Genomic DNA, 22,114 nt, shown 5'->3' with positions numbered 1-22,114 from the left:
GCCTTACCCGGCCTACAAAGCCTCGAACCGCAGGCCGGGTAAACGACAGCGTCACCCGGCAAAAGCACTACAGCACGCTTAGCGCCTTCTCCACCACGTTCTCAACGGTAAAGCCGAAATATGGGAACAGCTTGTCGGCCGGGGCGGATTCACCGTAACCATGCATCCCGACAATTGCCCCTTTCAGGCCCACGTATTTGTACCAGTAGTCGGCAATGCCAGCTTCAACCGCCACGCGCGCCGCGACGTTTGAAGGCAGCACCGATTCGCGGTACGCCTCATCCTGAGCATCAAAGATATCCGTTGAAGGGAGTGAAACCACGCGCACCGCGTGACCCTCGGCGGTCAGTTTCTCCGCCGCTTTTACCGTGATTTCCACCTCGGAACCGGTGGCGATCAGGATCACGTCTGGCTTGCCGCCGCTGTCTTTCAGGATGTACCCGCCGCGGGCGATATTTTTCACCTGCTCCGGCGTGCGCTCGATCTGCGCCAGGTTCTGGCGCGACAGGATCAGCGCCGTGGGTCCGTTATGACGCTCTACGGCCAGCTTCCAGCCCACTGCCGCTTCCACCTGATCGCAAGGACGCCAGGTGCTGAAGTTTGGCGTTAAGCGCAGGCTCGCCAGCTGCTCTACCGCCTGGTGCGTCGGCCCATCTTCACCCAGCCCGATGGAATCGTGGGTGTACACCATGATTTGCCGCGCCTTCATCAGGGCCGCCATACGCGCCGCGTTACGGGCATATTCGACAAACATCAGGAAGGTGGCGGTGTACGGCACGAAGCCGCCGTGGTGGGCGATGCCGTTAGCAATGGCGGTCATCCCGAACTCGCGCACGCCGTAGTGGATGTAGTTCCCGGCAATGTCCTCCTTCAGGGATTTAGAGCCGGACCAGATGGTGAGGTTACTTGGCGCCAGATCCGCCGAGCCGCCCAGCAGTTCGGGCAGGATTGGGCCAATCGCGTTCAGGGTGTTTTGTGATGCCTTACGGGTGGCAATTTTCGCCGGGTTGGATTGCAGGTTTTCAATCAGCGCCTGGGTTTTCTCTTCCCAGTCTTCCGGCAGGCCGCCGCTCATGCGGCGGGTAAACTCAGCCGCCAGCTCCGGATACGCTTTTTTGTAGGCGGCAAACTTCTCGTTCCAGGCCTGCTGCGCTTTTTCACCTGTTTCGCGAGCATCCCAGGCCTTGTAGATCTCTTTTGGGATCTCAAAGGCCGGGTGTTTCCAGCCCAGTTTCTGGCGGGTCAGCGCCACTTCCTCTTCACCCAGCGCCGCGCCGTGCGCCTCCTCTTTGCCCGCTTTGTTCGGCGAGCCGAAGCCGATGGTGGTGCGGCAGATGATCAGGGACGGTTTGTCCTTCACGCTCTGCGCTTCCTGAATCGCTTTTTTCACCGCCTCTGGATCGTGACCGTCGATCTCGTGCACCACGTGCCAGTGATAGGCTTCAAAGCGTTTCGCCGTATCGTCGGTAAACCAGCCCTCGGTTTCCCCGTCAATGGAGATACCGTTGTGATCGTAGAAGCCAATCAGCTTGCCCAGCCCCAGGGTGCCCGCCAGAGAACAGACCTCGTGAGAGATCCCCTCCATCAGACAGCCGTCGCCCATAAAGACATAGGTATAGTGATCGACAATCTCGTGGTCGGGCTGGTTGAACTGCGCGGCCAGCGTACGTTCGGCAATCGCCAGGCCAACCGCATTCGCCAGCCCCTGGCCCAGCGGGCCGGTAGTGGTTTCAACGCCCGGCGTATAGCCGATCTCCGGGTGGCCCGGCGTTTTGGAGTGCAGCTGGCGGAAGTTTTTTAATTCCTCAAGCGGCAGATCGTAGCCGGAAAGGTGCAGCAGGCTGTAGAGCAGCATCGAGGCGTGCCCGTTGGAAAGAATAAAACGGTCGCGGTCGTACCAGGTCGGATCGGTAGGGTTGTGCTTCAGGAAGTCGTTCCACAGCACTTCGGCGATATCAGCCATACCCATGGGGGCGCCAGGGTGGCCGGAATTGGCTTTTTGTACGGCATCCATGCTGAGGGCGCGAATGGCGTTGGCGAGCTCTTTACGGGACATAGTTCACTCCGTGGCAAGGTTAAAGTTTGGCGGCGAGAAGATCTTCGAGTTTGCGCTGGTCGACGGCGAACTGACGGATGCCGTCCGCCAGTTTTTCCACGGCCATTGGGTCCTGATTGTGCTCCCAGCGGAATTCCGCTTCGGTCATGGGTTTTGGTTTTGGCAGAACGGTAGAGGTTGGCACAAGCTTGCGGATCACCGTCTCTTCACTCTCCTGAAGCTTTTTCAGCAGGTCAGGGGAGATGGTCAGCCGGTCGCAGCCCGCGAGCGCGAGGATCTGCTCGGTGCGGCGGAAGCTGGCCCCCATCACGATGGTCTCGTAGCGGTGCTGCTTGTAATAATCGTAGATATTACGCACCGATTTCACGCCGGGATCTTCGTCCACCACATACGGATCCATCGGCTGTTTCGCCTGATACCAGTCGTAGATACGTCCGACAAACGGTGAAATCAGGAACACGCCCGCTTCGGCGCAGGCACGCGCCTGGGCGAAGGAGAACAGCAGCGTCAGGTTACAGTTGATCCCCTCTTTCTCCAGCACTTCCGCCGCGCGGATGCCTTCCCAGGTGGAGGCAAGCTTGATCAGGATGCGTGATTTATCGATCCCCTGCTCCTGGTAGAGTTCCACCAGGCGGCGAGCCTTGCTAATGCTCTTTTCCTGGTCGAATGAGAGGCGGGCATCCACTTCGGTGGAGACGCGTCCCGGTATACTTTTAAGAATTTCCGCACCGATATTGACCGCCAGCTTGTCACTGGCTTCGGCGACCTGCTGCTCCTGCGTTTTCCCGCGCTTTTTGCCGTAGGCAAGGGCGTCATCAATCAGATGACTAAAGTGCGCAAGACCGGCCGCCTTGAGCAGCAGCGAGGGGTTGGTGGTCGCGTCTTCCGGCTGGTAGTGACGAATCGATTCGATGTCGCCGCTGTCTGCAACCACGGTGGTAAATTGTTTGATGCCGTCTAGCTGGTTCATAATTACTCCTTGGAAATAAAAGAGTTAGTCGAGTGCGTCAGGTCACACTTCTGAGAAAATCATGATGGACTTAACAAAAAAGCATAGCAGACGGGGGAGGCATTGCTGTCTGAGACGGGTAACATGGCTGTTATAAATTGATAACAATTTTTATTCTGCAATGGTGAGAGTTTGGCAGCCTTCAAAGTTTAGGAGCCTGCCTGCGGCGATACTATGCGGCACACCAGGGTGTGCATAGGAACGTCAACATCACCCTTTTTGACCGAAACGTGAAAGGAATAACAAGATGGATGATCAGTTAAAACAAAGCGCTCTCGATTTTCACGAGTTTCCTGTTCCGGGTAAAATCCAGGTATCCCCGACCAAACCGCTGGCGACCCAGCGCGATCTGGCGCTGGCCTACTCGCCAGGCGTAGCTGCCCCGTGCCTTGAAATCGAAAAAGATCCGCTGGCAGCGTACAAATACACCGCCCGTGGCAACCTGGTGGCCGTTATCTCTAACGGTACGGCGGTACTGGGGTTAGGGAACATTGGCGCGCTGGCCGGTAAGCCGGTGATGGAAGGGAAGGGCGTTCTGTTTAAGAAATTTGCCGGTATCGACGTCTTCGATATCGAAGTGGACGAACTGGACCCGGATAAATTCATCAACGTGGTGGCGGCGCTGGAGCCGACCTTCGGCGGCATCAACCTGGAAGACATCAAAGCGCCGGAATGTTTCTATATCGAGCAGAAGCTGCGCGAGCGTATGAACATTCCCGTGTTCCATGACGACCAGCACGGCACGGCGATTATCAGTACCGCCGCCATTCTGAACGGTCTGCGTGTGGTGGAGAAAAACCTCTCCGACGTGCGCATGGTGGTCTCCGGCGCTGGCGCCGCGGCCATCGCCTGTATGAACCTGCTGGTGGCGCTGGGCATGCAGAAACACAACATCGTGGTCTGCGACTCCAAAGGCGTGATTTACAAAGACCGCGAGCCAAACATGGCGGAAACCAAGGCGGCCTATGCGGTGGAAGACGACGGCAAGCGCACGCTAGAAGACGTCATTGAAGGTGCCGACATTTTCCTCGGCTGTTCAGGCCCGAAAGTACTGACCCAGGAGATGGTGCAGAAGATGGCGCGCGCGCCAATGATCCTGGCCCTGGCGAACCCGGAGCCGGAAATTCTGCCGCCGCTGGCGAAGGCAGTGCGTGAAGACGCGATCATCTGTACCGGACGTTCGGACTACCCGAACCAGGTGAACAACGTGCTCTGCTTCCCGTTCATCTTCCGCGGTGCGCTGGACGTTGGCGCTACGGCAATCAACGAAGAGATGAAGCTTGCCGCCGTTCATGCTATCGCAGAGCTGGCGCACGCCGAGCAGAGCGAAGTGGTGGCCTCCGCCTACGGCGATCAGGATCTGAGCTTCGGCCCGGACTACATTATCCCTAAACCATTTGACCCGCGTCTGATCGTGAAGATCGCGCCAGCGGTGGCCAAAGCGGCGATGGACTCTGGCGTGGCGACGCGGCCGATTGAAGATTTCGATGCCTACGTCGATAAACTCACCGAGTTCGTCTACAAAACCAACCTGTTTATGAAGCCGATCTTCTCCCAGGCGCGCGCTGACGCGAAGCGCGTGGTGCTGGCGGAAGGGGAAGAGGCGCGCGTGCTGCATGCCACGCAGGAGCTGATCACCTTAGGGCTGGCGAAACCGATCCTGATTGGTCGTCCGAGCGTGATCGAGATGCGTATCCAGAAGCTGGGCCTGCAAATTAAGCCGGGCGTCGACTTTGAGATCGTCAATAACGAATCCGATCCGCGCTTCAAAGAGTACTGGAACGAATACTATTCGATTATGAAGCGTCGCGGGATCACCCAGGAGCAGGCGCAGCGAGCGGTGATCAGCAACACCACGGTGATCGGCGCGATCATGGTTCACCGCGGTGAGGCGGATGCGCTGATCTGCGGCACCATCGGCGAGTACCATGAGCATTTCAGCGTGGTGCAGGAGATCTTCGGCTATCGCGAGGGTGTCCATACTGCCGGCGCAATGAACGCACTGCTGCTGCCAAGCGGTAACACCTTTATCGCCGATACCTACGTCAACGACGATCCTTCCCCGGACGAACTGGCGGAAATCACCGTGATGGCGGCGGAAACCGTGCGCCGCTTTGGTATCGAGCCGAAAGTGGCGCTGCTGTCGCATTCTAACTTCGGGTCATCCAAATCCGCGGCGGCGTGCAAAATGCGCCAGACGCTGGACCTGGTGCGCGAGCGTGCGCCGGAACTGATGATCGACGGCGAGATGCACGGCGACGCCGCGCTGGTGGAGAGCATTCGTAATGAACGTATGCCGGACAGCCCGCTGAAAGGCTCCGCGAACGTGCTGATTATGCCGAACGTGGAAGCGGCGCGTATCAGCTATAACCTGCTGCGCGTGTCGAGTTCTGAAGGGGTGACCGTAGGGCCAGTGCTGATGGGGGTGTCAAAACCGGTACATGTATTAACGCCGATTGCCTCCGTGCGTCGTATCGTCAACATGGTAGCGCTGGCGGTGGTTGAGGCACAGACGCAGCCGCTGTAAGCGCTTTATGTCGGGTGGCGCGTTCGCTTACCCGACCTACGGGACTCGTAGGCCGGATAAGCCCAGCGTCATCCGGCAGTTACACCCAGTCCCGAACCCGAATAAAATCACGCAAGGCAGCCTCCGGGCTGCCTTCTTTGGGTTCAAAGCTGTATTCCCAGCGCACCAGCGGCGGCATCGACATCAGAATGGACTCCGTGCGCCCACCGGTTTGCAGGCCAAACAGCGTCCCGCGATCCCATACCAGGTTAAACTCCACGTAACGCCCGCGGCGGTACAGCTGGAACTCACGCTCGCGAACGCCGTAGTCGGTGTTTTTGCGGCGTTCGACAATCGGCAGATAGGCATCGGTAAAGCCTTCACCCACTGCGCGCATAAAGCTGAACGCGGTATCAAAATCCGGCGTGTTGAGATCGTCAAAGAACAGCCCGCCGATGCCGCGTTGCTCGTCGCGATGCTTCAGATAGAAATAATCATCGCACCACTTTTTGTATTTCGGGTAAACGTCTTCGCCGAACGGCAGGCAGAGGTCGCGCGCGGTGGTGTGCCAGTGCACGGCGTCCTCTTCGAAGCCATAGTAAGGCGTTAAGTCGAAACCGCCGCCAAACCACCAGACCGGATCGGCCCCCGGTTTTTCCGCGATGAAAAAGCGCACGTTGGCGTGGCTGGTTGGCACAAACGGGTTATGCGGATGCACCACCAGCGAGACGCCCATCGCCTCGAAGCTGCGGCCCGCCAGTTCAGGCCGATGCGCCGTGGCGGACGCCGGCATTGCATCACCGTGGACGTGGGAGAAGTTGACCCCGGCCTGTTCAAAAATGCCACCGTTACGCAGCACGCGGCTGCGTCCACCGCCGCCCGCTTCGCGCTGCCAGGCATCTTCCTGGAATTCACCGCCGTCTGCGGCGGCCAGTTTCTGGCAAATCGCGTCCTGTAGCTGCATCAGGAAAGTTTTGACCAGCTGTGCATTCGGTTTCATCAACGTTTCCTGGAGTGCGCTTTTTGATTATCGAACCAGTTGAAATAACTGATGACCCCGGAGGCGATAGCGTTCGCGATCTTCTGACGAAACGCCGTGGTGCCGAGTAAACGCTCTTCTTCCGGGTTGGTAATGAACGAGGTTTCAACCAGCACGGACGGAATGGACGGGGACTTCAGCACCACAAACGCGGCCTGCTCGGTGCTTTTACTGTGCAGACGGTGCACGGGCTTAATCCGTTTGAGGATATGCGAGCCGAGCGTCAGGCTGTTTTTGATGGTATCGGTCTGCACGAGATCAAACAGAACCTGCTGCAACAGATGGTCTTTGTCGGTGGCTTTTTTCCCGGCCACTTCATCCGCCCGGTTTTCGCGATCGGAGAGGTATTTCGCCATGGCGCTACTGGCGCCACGGTTGGAGAGGGCGAACACCGATGCGCCTGCGGCGGAAGGGTTTGTGAAGCCATCCGCGTGAATAGACATAAACAGGTCGGCGCCGTGCTTATGGGCAATTTCCACGCGATCGTACAGCGGGATAAACGTGTCGCCCGTGCGCGTCAGGCGGGCGTCAATGCCGTTGCTGCGTAAAATTGCGCGCACATTTTTTGCAATTGCCAGCACGACGTGTTTTTCTTTCGACCCGTTTCGGCCAATGGCGCCGGTGTCGATCCCGCCGTGGCCCGGATCGAGCATGACCAGACGCTTTGCGCCGGCTTTTTTGGTTTTCGGCTTGCTGTGTCCGTTACTGGTTTTAAGCGAGCTCTCTTCTTTTGCCTGAGCCTGCTTTACGATGCCTGTTAACGTTAAGGCCGCCAGCCCCGCTTTGAGAACCTGACGACGCGATGTGAGTGCTTTTAATGGTTTGAATGTGCTCATGCGGCCTGAATTGTAAAAATTGGGGTCCTGGTGTTATATCGTATCGCGTTTTGCGTGACGACATTCCTTATTGAGAATTGTTTTACTTTTCATTTCAATACGTGACAAAGTGACATTATGCCAAATTTTGGCGAGTTTTTCCCCGGTTATTGGCTAAATGCCCTGTTCACGCCATAATCACTGTTTTTAAACCCGAAAAGGCGGTTAATACCATGGAGATACGCGTTTTTCGCCAGGAAGATTTCGAAGAGGTGATCACCCTTTGGGAGCGCTGCGATCTGCTGCGTCCGTGGAACGATCCGGAAATGGACATCGAACGGAAGGTGAATCACGACGTCAGTCTGTTTCTGGTCGCTGAGGTCAACGGCGAGGTGGTCGGGACGGTAATGGGCGGGTACGACGGCCACCGCGGGTCGGCCTACTATCTGGGCGTGCACCCGGAATATCGCGCGCGCGGCATCGCCAACGCGCTGCTTAACCGTCTGGAAAAGAAACTGATCGCCCGTGGCTGCCCGAAAATCCAGATTATGGTGCGGGAAGATAACGACGTGGTGCTGGGCATGTATGAACGTCTGGGCTATGAGCACGCGGATGTACTGACGCTGGGTAAGCGCCTGATCGAAGATGAAGAGTACTGAGTTCCACCCTGGCGACTATGATGTTCACGGTCGTCTGCGTCTGCCTTTTTTATTCTGGTGCGTTCTGCTGTTGCAGGCCCGCACCTGGGTGCTGTTCGTGATGGCTGGCGCGTCACGCGGGCAGGGCGATACGCTACTGAATCTCTTTTATCCCGATCACGATGCGTTCTGGCTGGGGTTACTGCCCGGTGTACCGGCGGTGCTGGCGTTCCTGTGCAGCGGTCGGCGGCAGTTCCTCCCGCGCTTCTGGCGCGCGCTTCGCTGGCTGTTGATTCTGGCGCAGGTTGTGCTCCTGGTCTGGCAGCCCGTGCTCTGGCTGTACGGCGAGCCGCTTTCCGGTATCGGGATTGCGCTGGTGGTGGCGGATATTGTCGCGCTGCTGTGGCTGGTCACGAACCCCCGTTTACGCGCCTGTTTTACGCAAGAGTCAGATTAAAACGGCACTTTTTGCCGATACTGCACTCCAACAAGCGTTGATTTATTACGTAAGGACGTCTCAATGAAATCGCTGCGTTTACTTTTATGCGCTCTCCCGCTGGCGTTAACCGGCTGTTCCACGCTCTCATCCATCAACTGGTCTGCGGCCTATCCGTGGAACTGGTTTGGCTCCTCAACGGAAGTGACCGAGCAGGGCGTGGGCAAAATCACCGCCTCGACGGCGCTGGATCAGGATGCCATTCAGGAGGCCATCGGCAGTGATTATCGCCTGCGCAGCGGCATGAAAACCGAGAACGGCAACATCGTGCGCTATTTCGAAGCGTTGAAAGACGACAAGGTGGCGATGGTCATCAACGGCGATAAAGGTACGGTCAACCGCATTGCGGTGATGGATGAAGAGATTCCGACCTCAGGTGGCGTGAAGGTAGGTACGCCGTTTGGCGAGCTCTACCAGAAAGCGTTTGGCCACTGCGCCAGCGTGCCGTCGGATGACAGCGTGGCGGTCGAGTGTAAGGCCGACGGCAGCCAGCACATTAGCTATGTATTCAGCGGCGCCTGGAACGGTCCGGAAGGGTTAATGCCGTCTGACGACACCCTGAAAAAGTGGAAAGTGAGCAAAATTATCTGGAAGCAGTAATTTGCGCCTGAGCAAGCCGCCTCGCTGAAATCCAGGTATAATAGCCGCCATCAATGCCACGCTGTCGTGGCATCTTTTTTTCAGGAGGAGCGATGTCTCAGGTTCAGAGTGGCATTTTGCCAGAACATTGCCGCGCGGCGATTTGGATTGAAGCCAACGTCAAAGGGGACGTGGATGCCCTGCGCGCGGCCAGCAAAATTTTCGTTGATAAACTGGCCACCTTTCAGGCCAAATTCCCCGAAGCCCATCTGGGCGCGGTGGTTGCCTTTGGCAACACCGTCTGGCGTCAGCTGAGCGGCGGCGAAGGCGCAGAAGAGCTGAAAGACTTTATTCCTTATGGCAAAGGTCTTGCGCCCGCCACCCAGTATGACGTCCTGATCCATATCCTCTCCCTGCGCCATGACGTGAATTTCTCCGTCGCTCAGGCAGCGATTGAGGCCTTTGGTGACAGCATCGACGTGCAGGAAGAGATCCACGGTTTCCGCTGGGTGGAAGAGCGCGATTTGAGCGGCTTCGTCGACGGCACCGAAAACCCGGCCGGGGAAGAGACGCGTCGCGAGGTGGCTGTAATCAAGGATGGCGTGGACGCGGGCGGCAGCTACGTGTTCGTCCAGCGCTGGGAGCATAACCTCAGGCAGCTTAACCGCATGAGCGTGCATGACCAGGAGATGATGATTGGCCGCACCAAAGACGCCAATGAAGAGATTGACGGCGATGCGCGTCCGGTCACGTCCCACCTGACCCGCGTTGACCTTAAAGAAGACGGTAAGGGGCTGAAGATTGTTCGCCAGAGCCTGCCGTACGGCACCGCGAGCGGTACGCACGGCCTGTACTTCTGCGCTTACTGTGCACGCCTCTACAACATCGAACAGCAGCTGCTGAGCATGTTTGGCGATACCGACGGCAAGCGTGACGCCATGCTGCGCTTCACCCGTCCGGTGACCGGCGGCTACTACTTTGCGCCGTCCGTTGAGCGCCTGCTGGCGCTGTAAATCGCTCTCCATTCGTAGGCCGGGTAAGCGTTAGCGCCACCCGGCAATTTCTCCCGCACCCCTTATTCCCTTTTCTGCTTCTAAATCACCAAACGGTATATAAAACCGTTACTCCTTTAGACTCCGTTATAAATATTATGACTATAAGATAGTCATCACATTTATAAGGGTGCGCAATGGCCGTTACTGTACTGAAAAAAGGATCGCTGGCACTGGCAGGTTTACTGCTGGTGGCGCAGGCGCAGGCAACCGAGTTGCTGAACAGTTCTTATGATGTTTCACGCGAGCTGTTTGCCGCCCTTAATCCCGCATTTGAACAGCAGTGGGCGAAAGATAACAGCGGCGACAAGCTGACCATCAAACAGTCGCACGCTGGCTCATCCAAGCAGGCGCTGGCCATTTTGCAGGGGCTGAAAGCGGATGTGGTGACCTACAACCAGGTCACGGACGTGCAGATCCTGCACGACAAAGGCAAGCTGATCCCGGCGGACTGGCAAAGCCGCCTGCCGAACAACAGTTCGCCGTTCTACTCCACCATGGGCTTCCTGGTGCGCAAGGGCAACCCGAAAAACATTCACGACTGGAACGACCTGGTGCGTTCTGACGTCAAGCTGATTTTCCCGAATCCGAAAACCTCCGGCAACGCGCGTTATACCTATCTGGCGGCGTGGGGCGCGGCGGACAAAGCTGACGGTAACGATAAAGCGAAAACCGAACAGTTTATGACCCAGTTCCTGAAAAACGTCGAAGTGTTTGATACCGGCGGCCGGGGCGCAACCACCACCTTCGCCGAGCGCGGGCTGGGCGACGTGCTGATCAGCTTTGAATCCGAAGTGAACAATATTCGTAAACAGTACGAAGCGCAGGGCTTCGAAGTGGTTATCCCGAAAACCAACATTCTGGCCGAATTCCCGGTGGCGTGGGTGGATAAAAACGTCAAAGCCAACGGCACTGAGAAAGCGGCAAAAGCCTATCTCAACTATCTGTACAGCCCGCAGGCGCAGACGGTGATTACTGACTATTACTACCGCGTTAATAATCCGGACGTGATGAACAAGCTGAAAGACAAATTCCCGCAGACCGAGCTGTTCCGCGTGGAAGATCATTTCGGCGCCTGGCCTGAGGTGATGAAAACGCATTTTGCCAGCGGCGGTGAGTTAGACAAATTGCTGGCGGCGGGGCGTAAGTAATGTTTGCAGGATCAACAAGACGTGTGCTGCCGGGTTTTACCTTAAGCCTCGGGACCAGCCTGCTGTTCGTCTGTCTGATTTTATTGTTACCGCTCAGCGCTCTGGTGATGCAGCTCGCTGAGATGAGCTGGTCCCAGTACTGGGAAGTGGTCACCAACCCGCAGGTGGTGGCGGCCTACAAGGTCACGCTGCTGTCTGCATTCGTGGCCTCGATTTTTAACGGCGTGTTTGGCCTGCTGATGGCATGGATCTTAACCCGCTATCGCTTCCCGGGCCGCACGCTGCTCGACGCCCTGATGGATCTGCCGTTTGCCCTGCCGACGGCTGTGGCCGGTTTGACGCTGGCGTCGCTGTTCTCCGTGAACGGCTTTTACGGCGAATGGCTGGCGAAGTTTGATATTAAAGTGACCTATACCTGGATCGGTATCGCGGTGGCGATGGCCTTTACCAGCATCCCGTTTGTGGTACGTACCGTGCAGCCGGTGCTGGAAGAGTTAGGCCCCGAATACGAAGAGGCTGCGGAGACCCTGGGCGCCACGCGCTGGCAGAGTTTTCTTAAGGTTGTGCTGCCGGAACTTTCTCCGGCCTTGCTGGCGGGGGTGGCGCTTTCCTTTACCCGCAGCCTCGGTGAATTTGGCGCGGTCATTTTTATCGCCGGGAACATCGCGTGGAAAACCGAAGTGACCTCGCTGATGATTTTTGTCCGTTTGCAGGAGTTTGATTATCCGGCCGCGAGCGCGATTGCCTCGGTGATCCTTGCCGCGTCGCTGCTGCTACTGTTTTCGATTAACACTCTGCAAAGTCGCTTTGGTCGACGTGTGGTAGGTCACTGATGGCGGAAGTTACGCAATTGAAGCGCTATGACGCGCCCCGCATCAACTGGGGCAAATGGTTTCTGATTGGTACCGGCGTGCTGGTCTCCGCATTCATTCTCGTCGTGCCGATGGTGTACATCTTCGTGCAGGCCTTCAGCAAAGGGATTATGCCCGCGCTGCAAAACCTGGCCGATCCGGACATGCTCCACGCCATCTGGCTGACGGTGATGATTGCCCTGATCACCGTCCCGGTGAATCTGGTGTTTGGCGTATTGCTGGCCTGGCTGGTAACGCGCTTTAACTTCCCGGGGCGTCAGCTGCTGCTGACCCTGCTGGATATCCCGTTTGCGGTGTCTCCGGTGGTGGCGGGTCTGGTTTATCTGCTCTTCTACGGCTCCAATGGCCCGCTGGGCGGCTGGCTGGATGAGCACGACCTGCAAATCATGTTCGCCTGGCCGGGAATGGTGCTGGTGACCGTCTTTGTCACCTGTCCGTTCGTGGTGCGCGAGCTGGTGCCGGTGATGCTCAGCCAGGGCAGCCATGAAGATGAAGCCGCGGTGCTGCTCGGCGCTTCCGGGTGGCAGATGTTCCGCCGCGTCACGCTGCCGAATATCCGCTGGGCACTGCTTTACGGCGTGGTGCTGACCAACGCCCGTGCGATCGGTGAGTTTGGCGCGGTGTCGGTGGTATCCGGCTCGATTCGCGGCGAAACCCTGTCGCTGCCGTTACAGATTGAATTACTGGAACAGGACTACAACACCGTCGGTTCCTTTACTGCCGCAGCGTTGCTGACGCTGATGGCGATTTTGACCCTGTTTTTGAAGAGTATGGTGCAGTGGCGTTTAGAGAATCAGGAAAAACGTCAGCATCAGGAGGGAAATCATGAGCATTGAGATTGCCAATATTAAGAAGTCTTTTGGTCGCACCCAGGTGCTGAATGATATCTCGCTGGATATCCCTTCCGGACAAATGGTGGCGCTGCTGGGGCCGTCTGGCTCCGGTAAAACCACGCTGCTGCGTATTATCGCCGGGCTTGAACACCAGACCAGCGGACATATTCGCTTCCACGGTACGGACGTTAGCCGCCTGCACGCCCGCGACCGTAAAGTGGGCTTTGTATTTCAGCATTATGCGCTGTTCCGCCACATGACGGTATTCGACAACATCGCGTTTGGCCTGACCGTGCTGCCGCGTCGTGAACGTCCAGATGCCGCCGCCATCAAAGCGAAAGTGACCAAACTGCTGGAGATGGTGCAGCTTGCGCATCTGGCGGACCGCTTCCCGGCTCAACTTTCCGGCGGGCAGAAGCAGCGCGTGGCGCTGGCGCGTGCGTTAGCCGTTGAACCGCAAATCCTGCTGCTGGACGAACCGTTTGGCGCGCTGGATGCACAGGTGCGAAAAGAGCTGCGCCGCTGGCTGCGTCAGCTGCATGAGGAACTCCAGTTCACCAGCGTTTTCGTGACCCACGATCAGGAAGAGGCGATGGAAGTGGCCGATCGCGTGGTAGTGATGAGTCAGGGCAACATTGAGCAGGTTGACGAGCCAGAGCAGCTCTGGCGTGAACCGGCGACCCGCTTTGTGCTGGAGTTTATGGGGGAAGTAAACCGCCTTCAGGGCACCATTCGCGGCGGTCAGTTCCACGTTGGCGCGCACCGCTGGCCGCTGGGGTATACCTCCGCGCATCAGGGGCCGGTGGATCTGTTCCTGCGTCCGTGGGAAGTGGACGTCAGCCGCCGTACCAGCCTGGATTCACCGCTTCCGGTGCAGGTGCTGGAAGCTAGCCCTAAAGGGCACTACACCCAATTAGTGGTACAACCCCTGGGCTGGTATACCGAGCCGCTGAGCGTGGTTATGCGTGACGACGAGCCGCCGCACCGGGGGGAGCGTCTTTTTGTGGGGCTGCAACACGCGCGCATTTATCACGGTAACGAGCGCATTGAAACGCGCGAGGATATTGCTCTGGCGGAGTCAGCCTGATAGGTTATTAGTATGTTTATCGCCCGGTGGCGCTGCGCTGACCGGGCCTACAGTTATCACTGCGTCTTGTAGGCCGGGTAAGCTAAGCGCCACCCGGCTTTTTTATTGAGTAAAAATCGTGAATACACTCGAACACACCATCGGCAACACCCCTCTGGTCAAACTTCAGCGCATGGGGCCTGATAACGGCAGCGAAATCTGGGTCAAACTCGAAGGCAATAACCCGGCGGGGTCGGTGAAAGACCGGGCGGCACTGTCGATGATTGTCCAGGCCGAGAAGCGCGGTGAAATTAAGCCAGGCGACGTGCTCATTGAGGCCACCAGCGGAAATACCGGAATTGCGCTGGCGATGATTGCCGCCCTGAAAGGCTACCGCATGAAGCTGCTGATGCCGGATAACATGAGCCAGGAGCGCCGGGCCGCCATGCGCGCCTATGGAGCCGAGCTGATTCTGGTGAGCAAAGAGCAGGGGATGGAAGGGGCGCGAGATTTAGCGTTAGCGATGTCGGAGCGCGGGGAAGGCAAGCTTCTCGACCAGTTCAACAACCCGGACAACCCGTACGCGCACTACACCACCACTGGCCCGGAAATCTGGCAGCAAACCGACGAGCGCATCACCCACTTTGTCTCCAGCATGGGGACCACGGGCACGATCACCGGTGTGTCACGCTTTCTGCGCGAACAGGAGAAGCCGGTGACGATTGTCGGCCTGCAACCGGAAGAGGGGAGCAGTATTCCGGGCATCCGCCGCTGGCCGGCGGAGTATATGCCGGGCATCTTTAATGCGCAGCTTGTGGACCAGGTGCTGGATATTCATCAGCGCGAGGCGGAAAATACCATGCGTGAGCTGGCCGTGCGTGAAGGTATCTTCTGCGGCGTCAGCTCTGGCGGTGCCGTAGCGGGCGCGATCCGGGTGGCCGAGTCCACGCCGGGAGCGGTGGTCGTAGCGATTATTTGCGATCGCGGCGACCGTTACCTGTCTACCGGCGTCTTTGGTGAAGAGAGTTATTCGCAGGGGGCGGGGATTTAAGCGTCATGGAGATGATTTTATTCCGGGATAACACCCGGGCGCAGCAAACCGATATTGTCGCCGTACAGTCGCAGGTGGTGTACGGCAGCGTGGGAAACAGCATCGCGGTGCCGAATATTCGCACCCACCGGCTGAACGTTACCGCCGTGCCAACGGTGCTGTTCAGCAATACGCCGCACTACGACACCTTCTACGGCGGGGTGATCCCGGACGAGTGGTTCAGCGGCTACCTTAAGGCGCTGGAAGAGCGCGAGATCCTGCGCGAGCTTAAAGCGGTCACCACCGGCTATATGGGCAGCGCCAGCCAGATCGCGCTGCTGGCGCAGTGGCTGAAGGCAATCAAAGTGCAACATCCCGATCTGCTGGTGCTGGTCGACCCGGTAATTGGGGATATCGATAGCGGGATGTACGTGAAGCCGGATATTCCTGAAGCCTACCGTGAGCATCTGCTCCCGCTGGCCCAGGGCATTACGCCCAACGTGTATGAACTGGAAGTGCTGAGCGGCAAACCGTGCCGTACGCCGGAGAGCGCCATTGCCGCCGCGCAGGGGCTGCTGTCCGACTCGCTGAAATGGGTAGCGATCACCAGTGCGCCAGTGTCTGACGATCCGCAGAATATCCACGTTGTGCTGGTGAGCGAAGAAGGTGTTACCGTAAGCGCGCACCCGCGCGTAGAGACGGATCTGAAAGGAACGGGCGATCTGTTCTGTTCGGAGCTGGTCAGCGGCATTGTGGGAGGGAAAACCGTTGCCGATGCCATTCGCATGGCGGGCGATCGGGTGACTGACGTTATGATCTATACGCAGTCGAAAGGCTATGACGAGCTTATCCTGCCGGCATAAACAAAAATGGCGCCCGAAGGCGCCATTTTTCTGTGCGGCAAGAATTACTTCTTGATGCGGATAACCGGGGTTTCACCCACGGTGACGCTGCCAGACAGTTTGATCAGTTCTTTGATTTCGTCCATGTTGGAGATAACAACCGGAGTCAGGGTAGACTTCGCTTTTTCTTCCAGCAGCGGCAGATCGAATTCAATTACCGGGTCGCCAACTTTAACACGCTGGCCTTCTTCTGCGATACGTTTGAAGCCTTCGCCTTTCAGTTCAACGGTGTCGATACCGAAGTGAACGAACAGTTCGATACCGCTATCGGATTCGATAGAGAACGCATGGTTGGTTTCAAAAATTTTACCGATGGTGCCGTCAACTGGAGCAACCATTTTGTTGCCAGTTGGTTTGATAGCAATGCCATCACCAACGATTTTCTCAGCAAACACTACATCCGGCACGTCTTCGATGTTGACGATCTCGCCGGAGAGCGGAGCAACAATCTCAATAGTTCCGGAGTCTTTCTTGTCATCAGAAACCAGAGATTTCAGTTTATCGAACAAACCCATGATCTTCTCCTAAGCAGTAAATTGGGCCGCATCTCGTGGATTAGCAGATTGTTTTTTCTTCAATGAACTTGTTAACCAGCGTCATTAACTCGTCCGTTGTCGGTTGAGCAAGAGCCTGCTCTGCTAACACCTTCGCATCTTCGAAGTTCGTGTTACGGATAATCTTCTTAATGCGCGGGATGGAAATGGCGCTCATAGAGAATTCGTCCAGACCCATACCCAGCAACAGAAGTGTAGCACGTTCGTCGCCTGCAAGCTCACCACACATGCCAGTCCATTTACCTTCTGCATGAGAAGCATCAATAACTTGCTTGATCAAATTCAGTACGGACGGTGACATTGGCTGGTAGAGATGTGAAATCATATCATTACCACGGTCAACTGCCAGGGTGTACTGCGTTAAATCATTGGTACCGATACTAAAGAAATCAACTTCTTTGGCTAAATGACGCGCAATGGTCGCGGCTGCCGGTGTTTCCACCATCACGCCGATCTCAATGGATTCGTCAAATGCTTTACCTTCGTCGCGCAGTTCCTGTTTGTAGATTTCGATCTCTTTCTTCAGTGCACGCACTTCTTCAACAGAGATGATCATCGGGAACATGATGCGCAGTTTACCGAAAGCGGAGGCACGCAGAATAGCGCGAACCTGGTCACGCAGGATCTCTTTGCGATCCATGGCGATACGCACGGCACGCCAGCCCAGGAACGGGTTCTCTTCTTTCGGGAAGTTCATGTACGGCAGCTCTTTGTCGCCACCGATGTCCATGGTACGGACGATTACAGCCTGCGAGCCGCACGCTTCCGCAACCGCTTTGTACGCTGCAAACTGCTCTTCTTCCGTTGGCAGAGCGTCGCGATCCATGAACAGGAATTCAGTACGATACAGACCTACACCTTCCGCGCCGTTGCGCTCAGCGCCGTCAACGTCACGTACGGTACCGATGTTAGCGCACACTTCAACCTGATGGCCGTCCAGCGTGATAGCTGGCAGATCTTTCAGTTTAGCAAGTTCCGCTTTCTCGGTAGCAACCTGCTCCTGAACGGAACGCAGCTGCTCGATCACATCGTTAGTTGGGTTGACGTAAACCACATTGTTTACGGCATCCAGAATCAGATAGTCGTCGTTTTTAACCTGGGAGGTAACGCTACCGGTACCCACAATGGCTGGCAGCTCCAGAGAACGCGCCATGATTGAGGTGTGGGAGGTACGTCCACCTGCATCTGTAATGAAACCCAGCACCTTGTTCAGGTTCAGCTGTGCGGTTTCAGACGGGGTCAGGTCAGCGGCAACCAGGATGACTTCGTCCTGAATCGCGCTCAGATCGATGATGGCCAGACCCAGGATGTTGCGCAGCAGGCGCTTACCGATGTCACGTACGTCAGCCGCACGTTCTTTCAGGTATTCATCGTCCAGCTCTTCCAGGGCAGATGCCTGACCTTCGATAACTTCATGCGCAGCCGCGTCGGCCGTCATGCCTTTATCTTTAATCAGGGCTATGATTTCCTGCTCCAGCTCCTCATCTTCGAGCAGCATAATGTGCCCTTCGAAGATGGCTTCTTTTTCTTCACCGAAAGTTTCGCCAGCTTTAGTTTTAATCGCTTCCAGTTGCGCAGATGCCTTGGCACGACCGCTCAGAAAACGTTCAACTTCCTGATCAACCTTGTCGGCAGAAATTTTTTTCCGGTCAATGACGATTTCGTCTTCTTTCAGCAGCAATGCTTTGCCGAAAGCGATACCCGGGGATGCTAAAATGCCTGAAATCATAACCCTACCTTACTTGTGACTGATATTGAAAAGAACCCGGTAAACTTACTCGAGTTCAGCCATCAGCTTAACCAGATGCTCAACTGCTTTCTGCTCGTCTTCACCTTCAGCGGAGATGGTAACAACGGTACCCTGAGTCAGGCCCAGAGTTTGCAGCTTGAACAGGCTTTTTGCGCTAGCGCTTTTGCCGTTGGAAGTCACAGTGATTTCAGAAGTGAAGCCTTTCGCTTCTTTAACAAACTGAGCAGCAGGGCGGGTGTGCAGACCGTTCGGAGCGGTAATGGTAACTTCTTGCTGGAACATTGTATTTCCCCAACTTATAGGTTTAGTGTTGTGGAACTAAAGTCTAGCCTGGCGACTTAACTTTAGCCTGTATAGTTAGCGCTGACGTTTCAATCGTCATTAAACATTATGCAGTGAAAGCAAGACTTGAACCAAATCATAAAATCGATTCAGCAGCGCTATTTCGTTCACCGATTAATTTCGCGCATCAAAATAATTGCTGGTTTAAATACCAGACCCAACGGGGTGAAGCAATGCCAGGAGGGGTAAAACTTTGAAGCAGGCCACAAAAAAGCACCTGAAAAGGTGCTTTTTTACGCGTTTTTAACATGCTGGCATCACTGTTGCAGTTCTTTCTCTGTGAAGAGATCGGCAAACAGTGCTGTGCTTAAGTAACGCTCACCCGAAGACGGTAGGATAACCACAATGTTCTTATTGGTAAAGGTTTCATCTTCCAGCAGTTTGAGGGCTGCCGCAACCGCCGCACCGGAAGAGATACCCGCCAGAATGCCTTCCTCGTCCATCAGGCGACGCGCCGTGGAGATGGCTTCTTCATTGGTAATGGCGACGACTTTATCGATCAGCTTCAGATCCAGGTTGCCTGGAATAAAGCCAGCGCCGATACCCTGGATTTTGTGTGGGCCAGGTTTGATCTCTTCGCCTGCCAGCGCCTGAGCGATAACCGGTGAGTCGGTTGGCTCAACGGCAACGGTAATCAGATCTTTTTTACCTTTCGTGCCTTTAATATAGCGAGACACACCGGTCAGCGTACCGCCGGTGCCTACGCCGGAGATAAACACATCAACCTGACCGTCGGTATCTTCCCAGATTTCCGGGCCGGTGGTTTTCTCATGAATTTCCGGGTTGGCCGGGTTGCTGAACTGCTGGAGCAGCAGATACTTTGTCGGATCGCTGGCAACAATTTCTTCGGCCTTCTGAATCGCGCCCTTCATGCCTTTTGCGCCTTCGGTCAGGACCAGGTTCGCACCCAGCGCTTTCAGCAGCTTACGACGCTCAATGCTCATGGTTTCAGGCATAGTCAGCGTCAGCTTATAGCCACGCGCCGCCGCAACATAGGCCAGAGCGATACCGGTATTGCCACTGGTGGGTTCAACCAGCTCAACGCCAGGTTTCAGCACGCCACGCTTTTCAGCATCCCAAATCATATTCGCACCGATACGGCATTTAACGCTGAAGCTTGGGTTACGAGATTCGACCTTCGCCAGAATGCGTCCATTACCGATACGGTTCAGTCGAACCAAGGGCGTATGACCGATAGTCAGCGAGTTGTCTTCATAAATCTTACTCATGGCCTGTCCTTAACTGTATGAAATTGGGATACCGACCCAGCATACCTGTTGAACAGGTATGGGGAAGTAAGGAAATCGCATATCTATATGCTGCAAGGAAATAATGGGGATCAGTATGGAATAAGGGGCGGCATAAGCCACCCCTCTTTTACACATTTTTGCATTACTTCCATAACGCGTGCTTAGCACGGTAGCAGTCCACCCACATCGCCGTCGCGCCGCAAACGGCAACGGGCATGATGAACAAATTCAGGAAAGGGATCATGGTGAACAGGCTGGTCAGCGCGCCAAACTGCATGTTGGCAACCTTCTGAGTGCGCAGGGCAGTGCGCATCTCTTTAAACGGCACTTTGTGGTTATCGAACGGATAATCACAGTACTGGATAGCGAGCATCCAGGCGCTGAACAGGAACCACAGCACGGGCGCGACCGTCTGGCCAATCCCGGGTACAAAATAAAGAATAAGCAGCACAATCGCCCGCGGCAGGTACCAGGCGAACTTCTGCCATTCACGCTTCATGATGCGGGGGAGATCTTTCACGATCCCCAGTACGCCCGTGTCAGGTGGCGTCGCACCGGTCAGGCGCGCTTCCAGCTGTTCGGCCAGCAGACCGTTGAACGGCGCGGCTATCCAGTTTGCTATCGTCGAAAAGAAATAGCCGAAAACCAGCAGCACGGAGATAACCGCAATCGGCCAGAGCAGGTAGTCTAGCCACTGTAACCAGTCCGGCACATAGCTCATCAGGGAAGGGATCCAGCTTTCCAGTCTGGTGAACAGCCACCAGAAGGCCCCGCCCATCAGAATAATGTTGATCAGTAACGGCAAAATAACGAAGCGTCGAATGCCCGGCAGGGAGACCAGTTTCCAGCCCTGAGAAAAGTACCAGACCCCGCTGCGTGGGGCAGAAGAAGATGTTGAAACCATACCAGGCTGTACTCCTTTTTACACAACCAGTGGAATTGCCCGCCTATATTATCCAGTTACGGGCCAATGACCAGTTCGGAAATGTTCGAAAAACCAGCAAAAAGCACGATTTAGTTCATCTTTATGCTGTGAATGCTCTGCATACACTTGCACTTGACGTAAACGGCAAATACTCTTAGTGAGTAAATGTTTGCCGTGGTGGCAAGGTGTTAGAACAACAGAGAATATAATGATGCAGGATTTGCGTCTGATATTAATCATTGTTGGCGCGATCGCCATAATCGCTTTACTGGTACATGGTTTCTGGACCAGCCGTAAAGAGCGTTCCTCTATGTTTCGCGATCGTCCACTGAAGCGCATGAAGTCCAGTCGTGACGACGATGACGTTGAAGACGACATCGACGGTCCTGACGACGACGGCGTGGGTGAAGTTCGTGTTCATCGGGTCAATACTGCGCCCGGCGCAGCGCATGGAGAGCATGAAGCCCCCCGCGCTCCGCAGCACCAGTATCAACCACCGTATGCTTCTGCCCAGCCGCGCCAGCCAGCGCCGCCGCCAGTGGAAGAACCTGTTCGTCATCCGCCGCAGCAGCCTGTGCAACAGCAGCCCGTTGCGCCACAGCCTGTACAGCCGCAACCTGTGCAACAGCCTGCACAGCCAGTGCATCAGCCACAGCCTGTTCAGCAGCCGCAGCCGGTACAACAACCGCAGCCGCAGCCTGAACCGCCTGCGCCACAGCCCGCTCCGCGCGTTGAGCCAGAGCCGGTCGCAGAGCCAGAACCGGTTGTTGAAAAGCCGCAGCGTAAAGAAGCAGTGATCATCATGAACGTGGCTGCTCATCATGGCACCCATCTGAACGGTGACGTGCTGCTTAACAGCATCCAACAGGCAGGCTTCAAGTTCGGCGACATGAATATTTTCCATCGCCACCTGAGTCCTGACGGTAGCGGTCCGGCGCTGTTTAGCCTGGCCAATATGGTCAATCCAGGCACGTTTGACCCGGAAATGACCGGTGATTTCGTCACGCCGGGGGTTACGATCTTTATGCAGGTGCCGTCCTACGGTGACGAGCTGCAAAACTTTAAGCTGATGCTACAGTCCGCTCAGCACATCGCCGACGAAGTGGGCGGTGTGGTGCTCGACGATCAGCGTCGAATGATGACGCCGCAGAAACTGCGCGAGTATCAGGACCGCATCCGCGAAGTTAAGGAAGCGAACGCGTAATCGTCGCGTTAACTTCACCTCCTCCTCAACCCCCGCCTGTCGGGG

General features: G+C 56.2%; 21 protein-coding genes. 12 read left to right on the top strand and 9 right to left on the bottom strand.

Going from position 1 to position 22,114, the window contains the following annotated elements; translation table 11 throughout:
* Positions 1-67: 67 nt before the first annotated feature.
* Together tkt and tal are read right to left on the bottom strand one after the other, a co-directional pair.
* Entirely contained in the window at positions 68-2,056 is a 1,989-nt protein-coding gene (tkt, locus tag FZF21_RS15300) for a transketolase (RefSeq protein ID WP_015572216.1), read from the bottom strand.
* 19 nt (positions 2,057-2,075) lie between these two features.
* Positions 2,076-3,026, bottom strand: a complete 951-nt coding sequence (gene tal, locus FZF21_RS15295) for a transaldolase (protein ID WP_047719307.1) — start codon at positions 3,024-3,026, stop codon at positions 2,076-2,078.
* A gap of 286 nt (positions 3,027-3,312) precedes the next feature.
* Between tal and maeB the strand changes: the two genes are divergently transcribed.
* A complete protein-coding gene (gene maeB / locus FZF21_RS15290) occupies positions 3,313-5,592 on the top strand; it encodes an NADP-dependent oxaloacetate-decarboxylating malate dehydrogenase (protein ID WP_023295115.1) in 2,280 nt (759 codons plus the stop codon).
* Positions 5,593-5,671: 79 nt separating this feature from the next.
* Here maeB and hemF read toward each other — a convergent pair whose 3' ends face one another.
* Together hemF and amiA are read right to left on the bottom strand one after the other, a co-directional pair.
* Positions 5,672-6,571, bottom strand: coding sequence for an oxygen-dependent coproporphyrinogen oxidase (hemF, locus tag FZF21_RS15285; RefSeq protein ID WP_023295114.1), 900 nt, complete (start codon positions 6,569-6,571; stop codon positions 5,672-5,674).
* A complete protein-coding gene (gene amiA / locus FZF21_RS15280) occupies positions 6,571-7,446 on the bottom strand; it encodes an N-acetylmuramoyl-L-alanine amidase AmiA (RefSeq protein ID WP_047737521.1) in 876 nt (291 codons plus the stop codon). Before amiA ends, hemF begins: the two co-directional genes overlap by 1 nt.
* Before the next feature lie 212 nt (positions 7,447-7,658).
* On the opposite strand from amiA, the gene FZF21_RS15275 reads away from it, so the two are divergent.
* The 10 genes from FZF21_RS15275 (at position 7,659) to pdxK (ending at position 16,005) form a co-directional block, all read left to right on the top strand.
* A complete protein-coding gene (locus FZF21_RS15275) occupies positions 7,659-8,084 on the top strand; it encodes a GNAT family acetyltransferase (protein ID WP_003861292.1) in 426 nt (141 codons plus the stop codon).
* Positions 8,071-8,520 (top strand): DUF2919 domain-containing protein, encoded by a 450-nt coding sequence (locus FZF21_RS15270; RefSeq protein WP_003861294.1) that lies wholly within the window; start codon positions 8,071-8,073, stop codon positions 8,518-8,520. Before FZF21_RS15275 ends, FZF21_RS15270 begins: the two co-directional genes overlap by 14 nt.
* A gap of 63 nt (positions 8,521-8,583) precedes the next feature.
* On the top strand, positions 8,584-9,159 hold the full coding sequence (locus tag FZF21_RS15265) for an RpoE-regulated lipoprotein (protein ID WP_032102764.1): 576 nt from the start codon (positions 8,584-8,586) through the stop codon (positions 9,157-9,159).
* Between the two features lie 92 nt (positions 9,160-9,251).
* Positions 9,252-10,151, top strand: a complete 900-nt coding sequence (locus FZF21_RS15260; protein WP_017383480.1) for a Dyp-type peroxidase — start codon at positions 9,252-9,254, stop codon at positions 10,149-10,151.
* Between the two features lie 176 nt (positions 10,152-10,327).
* Positions 10,328-11,341: a sulfate ABC transporter substrate-binding protein gene (locus tag FZF21_RS15255; RefSeq protein ID WP_047737519.1), complete on the top strand. Its 1,014-nt coding sequence runs from the start codon at positions 10,328-10,330 to the stop codon at positions 11,339-11,341.
* Positions 11,341-12,174: a sulfate/thiosulfate ABC transporter permease CysT gene (gene cysT, locus FZF21_RS15250; RefSeq protein ID WP_047057292.1), complete on the top strand. Its 834-nt coding sequence runs from the start codon at positions 11,341-11,343 to the stop codon at positions 12,172-12,174. The genes FZF21_RS15255 and cysT overlap by 1 nt, the downstream gene beginning before the upstream one ends.
* Positions 12,174-13,049 carry a sulfate/thiosulfate ABC transporter permease CysW gene (gene cysW / locus FZF21_RS15245; RefSeq protein WP_149121256.1) on the top strand — a complete coding sequence of 292 codons (876 nt, stop codon included), beginning with the start codon at positions 12,174-12,176 and terminating at the stop codon, positions 13,047-13,049. The genes cysT and cysW overlap by 1 nt, the downstream gene beginning before the upstream one ends.
* Complete coding sequence (gene cysA, locus FZF21_RS15240; protein ID WP_047057290.1) at positions 13,039-14,133, top strand: sulfate/thiosulfate ABC transporter ATP-binding protein CysA; 1,095 nt, start codon at positions 13,039-13,041, stop codon at positions 14,131-14,133. The genes cysW and cysA overlap by 11 nt, the downstream gene beginning before the upstream one ends.
* A gap of 118 nt (positions 14,134-14,251) precedes the next feature.
* Entirely contained in the window at positions 14,252-15,163 is a 912-nt protein-coding gene (gene cysM, locus FZF21_RS15235) for a cysteine synthase CysM (RefSeq protein WP_032671795.1), read from the top strand.
* Positions 15,164-15,168: 5 nt separating this feature from the next.
* Positions 15,169-16,005: a pyridoxine/pyridoxal/pyridoxamine kinase gene (gene pdxK, locus FZF21_RS15230; protein ID WP_015572224.1), complete on the top strand. Its 837-nt coding sequence runs from the start codon at positions 15,169-15,171 to the stop codon at positions 16,003-16,005.
* 44 nt (positions 16,006-16,049) lie between these two features.
* Here the strand turns inward: pdxK and crr are convergent, their stop codons facing one another.
* The 5 genes from crr to cysZ all read right to left on the bottom strand — a co-directional run bounded on the left by crr (position 16,050) and on the right by cysZ (position 20,844).
* A complete protein-coding gene (gene crr / locus FZF21_RS15225; RefSeq protein ID WP_003861316.1) occupies positions 16,050-16,559 on the bottom strand; it encodes a PTS glucose transporter subunit IIA in 510 nt (169 codons plus the stop codon).
* 40 nt (positions 16,560-16,599) lie between these two features.
* Positions 16,600-18,327, bottom strand: a complete 1,728-nt coding sequence (ptsI, locus tag FZF21_RS15220; RefSeq protein WP_006811455.1) for a phosphoenolpyruvate-protein phosphotransferase PtsI — start codon at positions 18,325-18,327, stop codon at positions 16,600-16,602.
* 45 nt (positions 18,328-18,372) lie between these two features.
* The gene (gene ptsH, locus FZF21_RS15215) at positions 18,373-18,630 is read right to left on the bottom strand and encodes a phosphocarrier protein Hpr (protein WP_000487600.1); all 258 of its coding nucleotides are present in this window, start codon (positions 18,628-18,630) and stop codon (positions 18,373-18,375) included.
* Positions 18,631-18,947: 317 nt separating this feature from the next.
* Positions 18,948-19,919 (bottom strand): cysteine synthase A, encoded by a 972-nt coding sequence (cysK, locus tag FZF21_RS15205; protein WP_047737516.1) that lies wholly within the window; start codon positions 19,917-19,919, stop codon positions 18,948-18,950.
* A 163-nt stretch (positions 19,920-20,082) separates the two neighbouring features.
* A complete protein-coding gene (gene cysZ / locus FZF21_RS15200; protein ID WP_006811452.1) occupies positions 20,083-20,844 on the bottom strand; it encodes a sulfate transporter CysZ in 762 nt (253 codons plus the stop codon).
* Positions 20,845-21,073: 229 nt separating this feature from the next.
* On the opposite strand from cysZ, the gene zipA reads away from it, so the two are divergent.
* Entirely contained in the window at positions 21,074-22,069 is a 996-nt protein-coding gene (zipA, locus tag FZF21_RS15195; RefSeq protein ID WP_015572226.1) for a cell division protein ZipA, read from the top strand.
* Positions 22,070-22,114 lie beyond the last annotated feature (45 nt).

This window comes from Enterobacter sp. LU1 (genome assembly GCF_008271405.2).
GTDB classification, from domain to species: Bacteria; Pseudomonadota; Gammaproteobacteria; order Enterobacterales; family Enterobacteriaceae; genus Enterobacter; species Enterobacter hormaechei_C.
The sequence above is the reverse complement of the archived record's forward strand: the minus strand, read 5'-3'. Positions and strand labels throughout refer to the sequence as shown.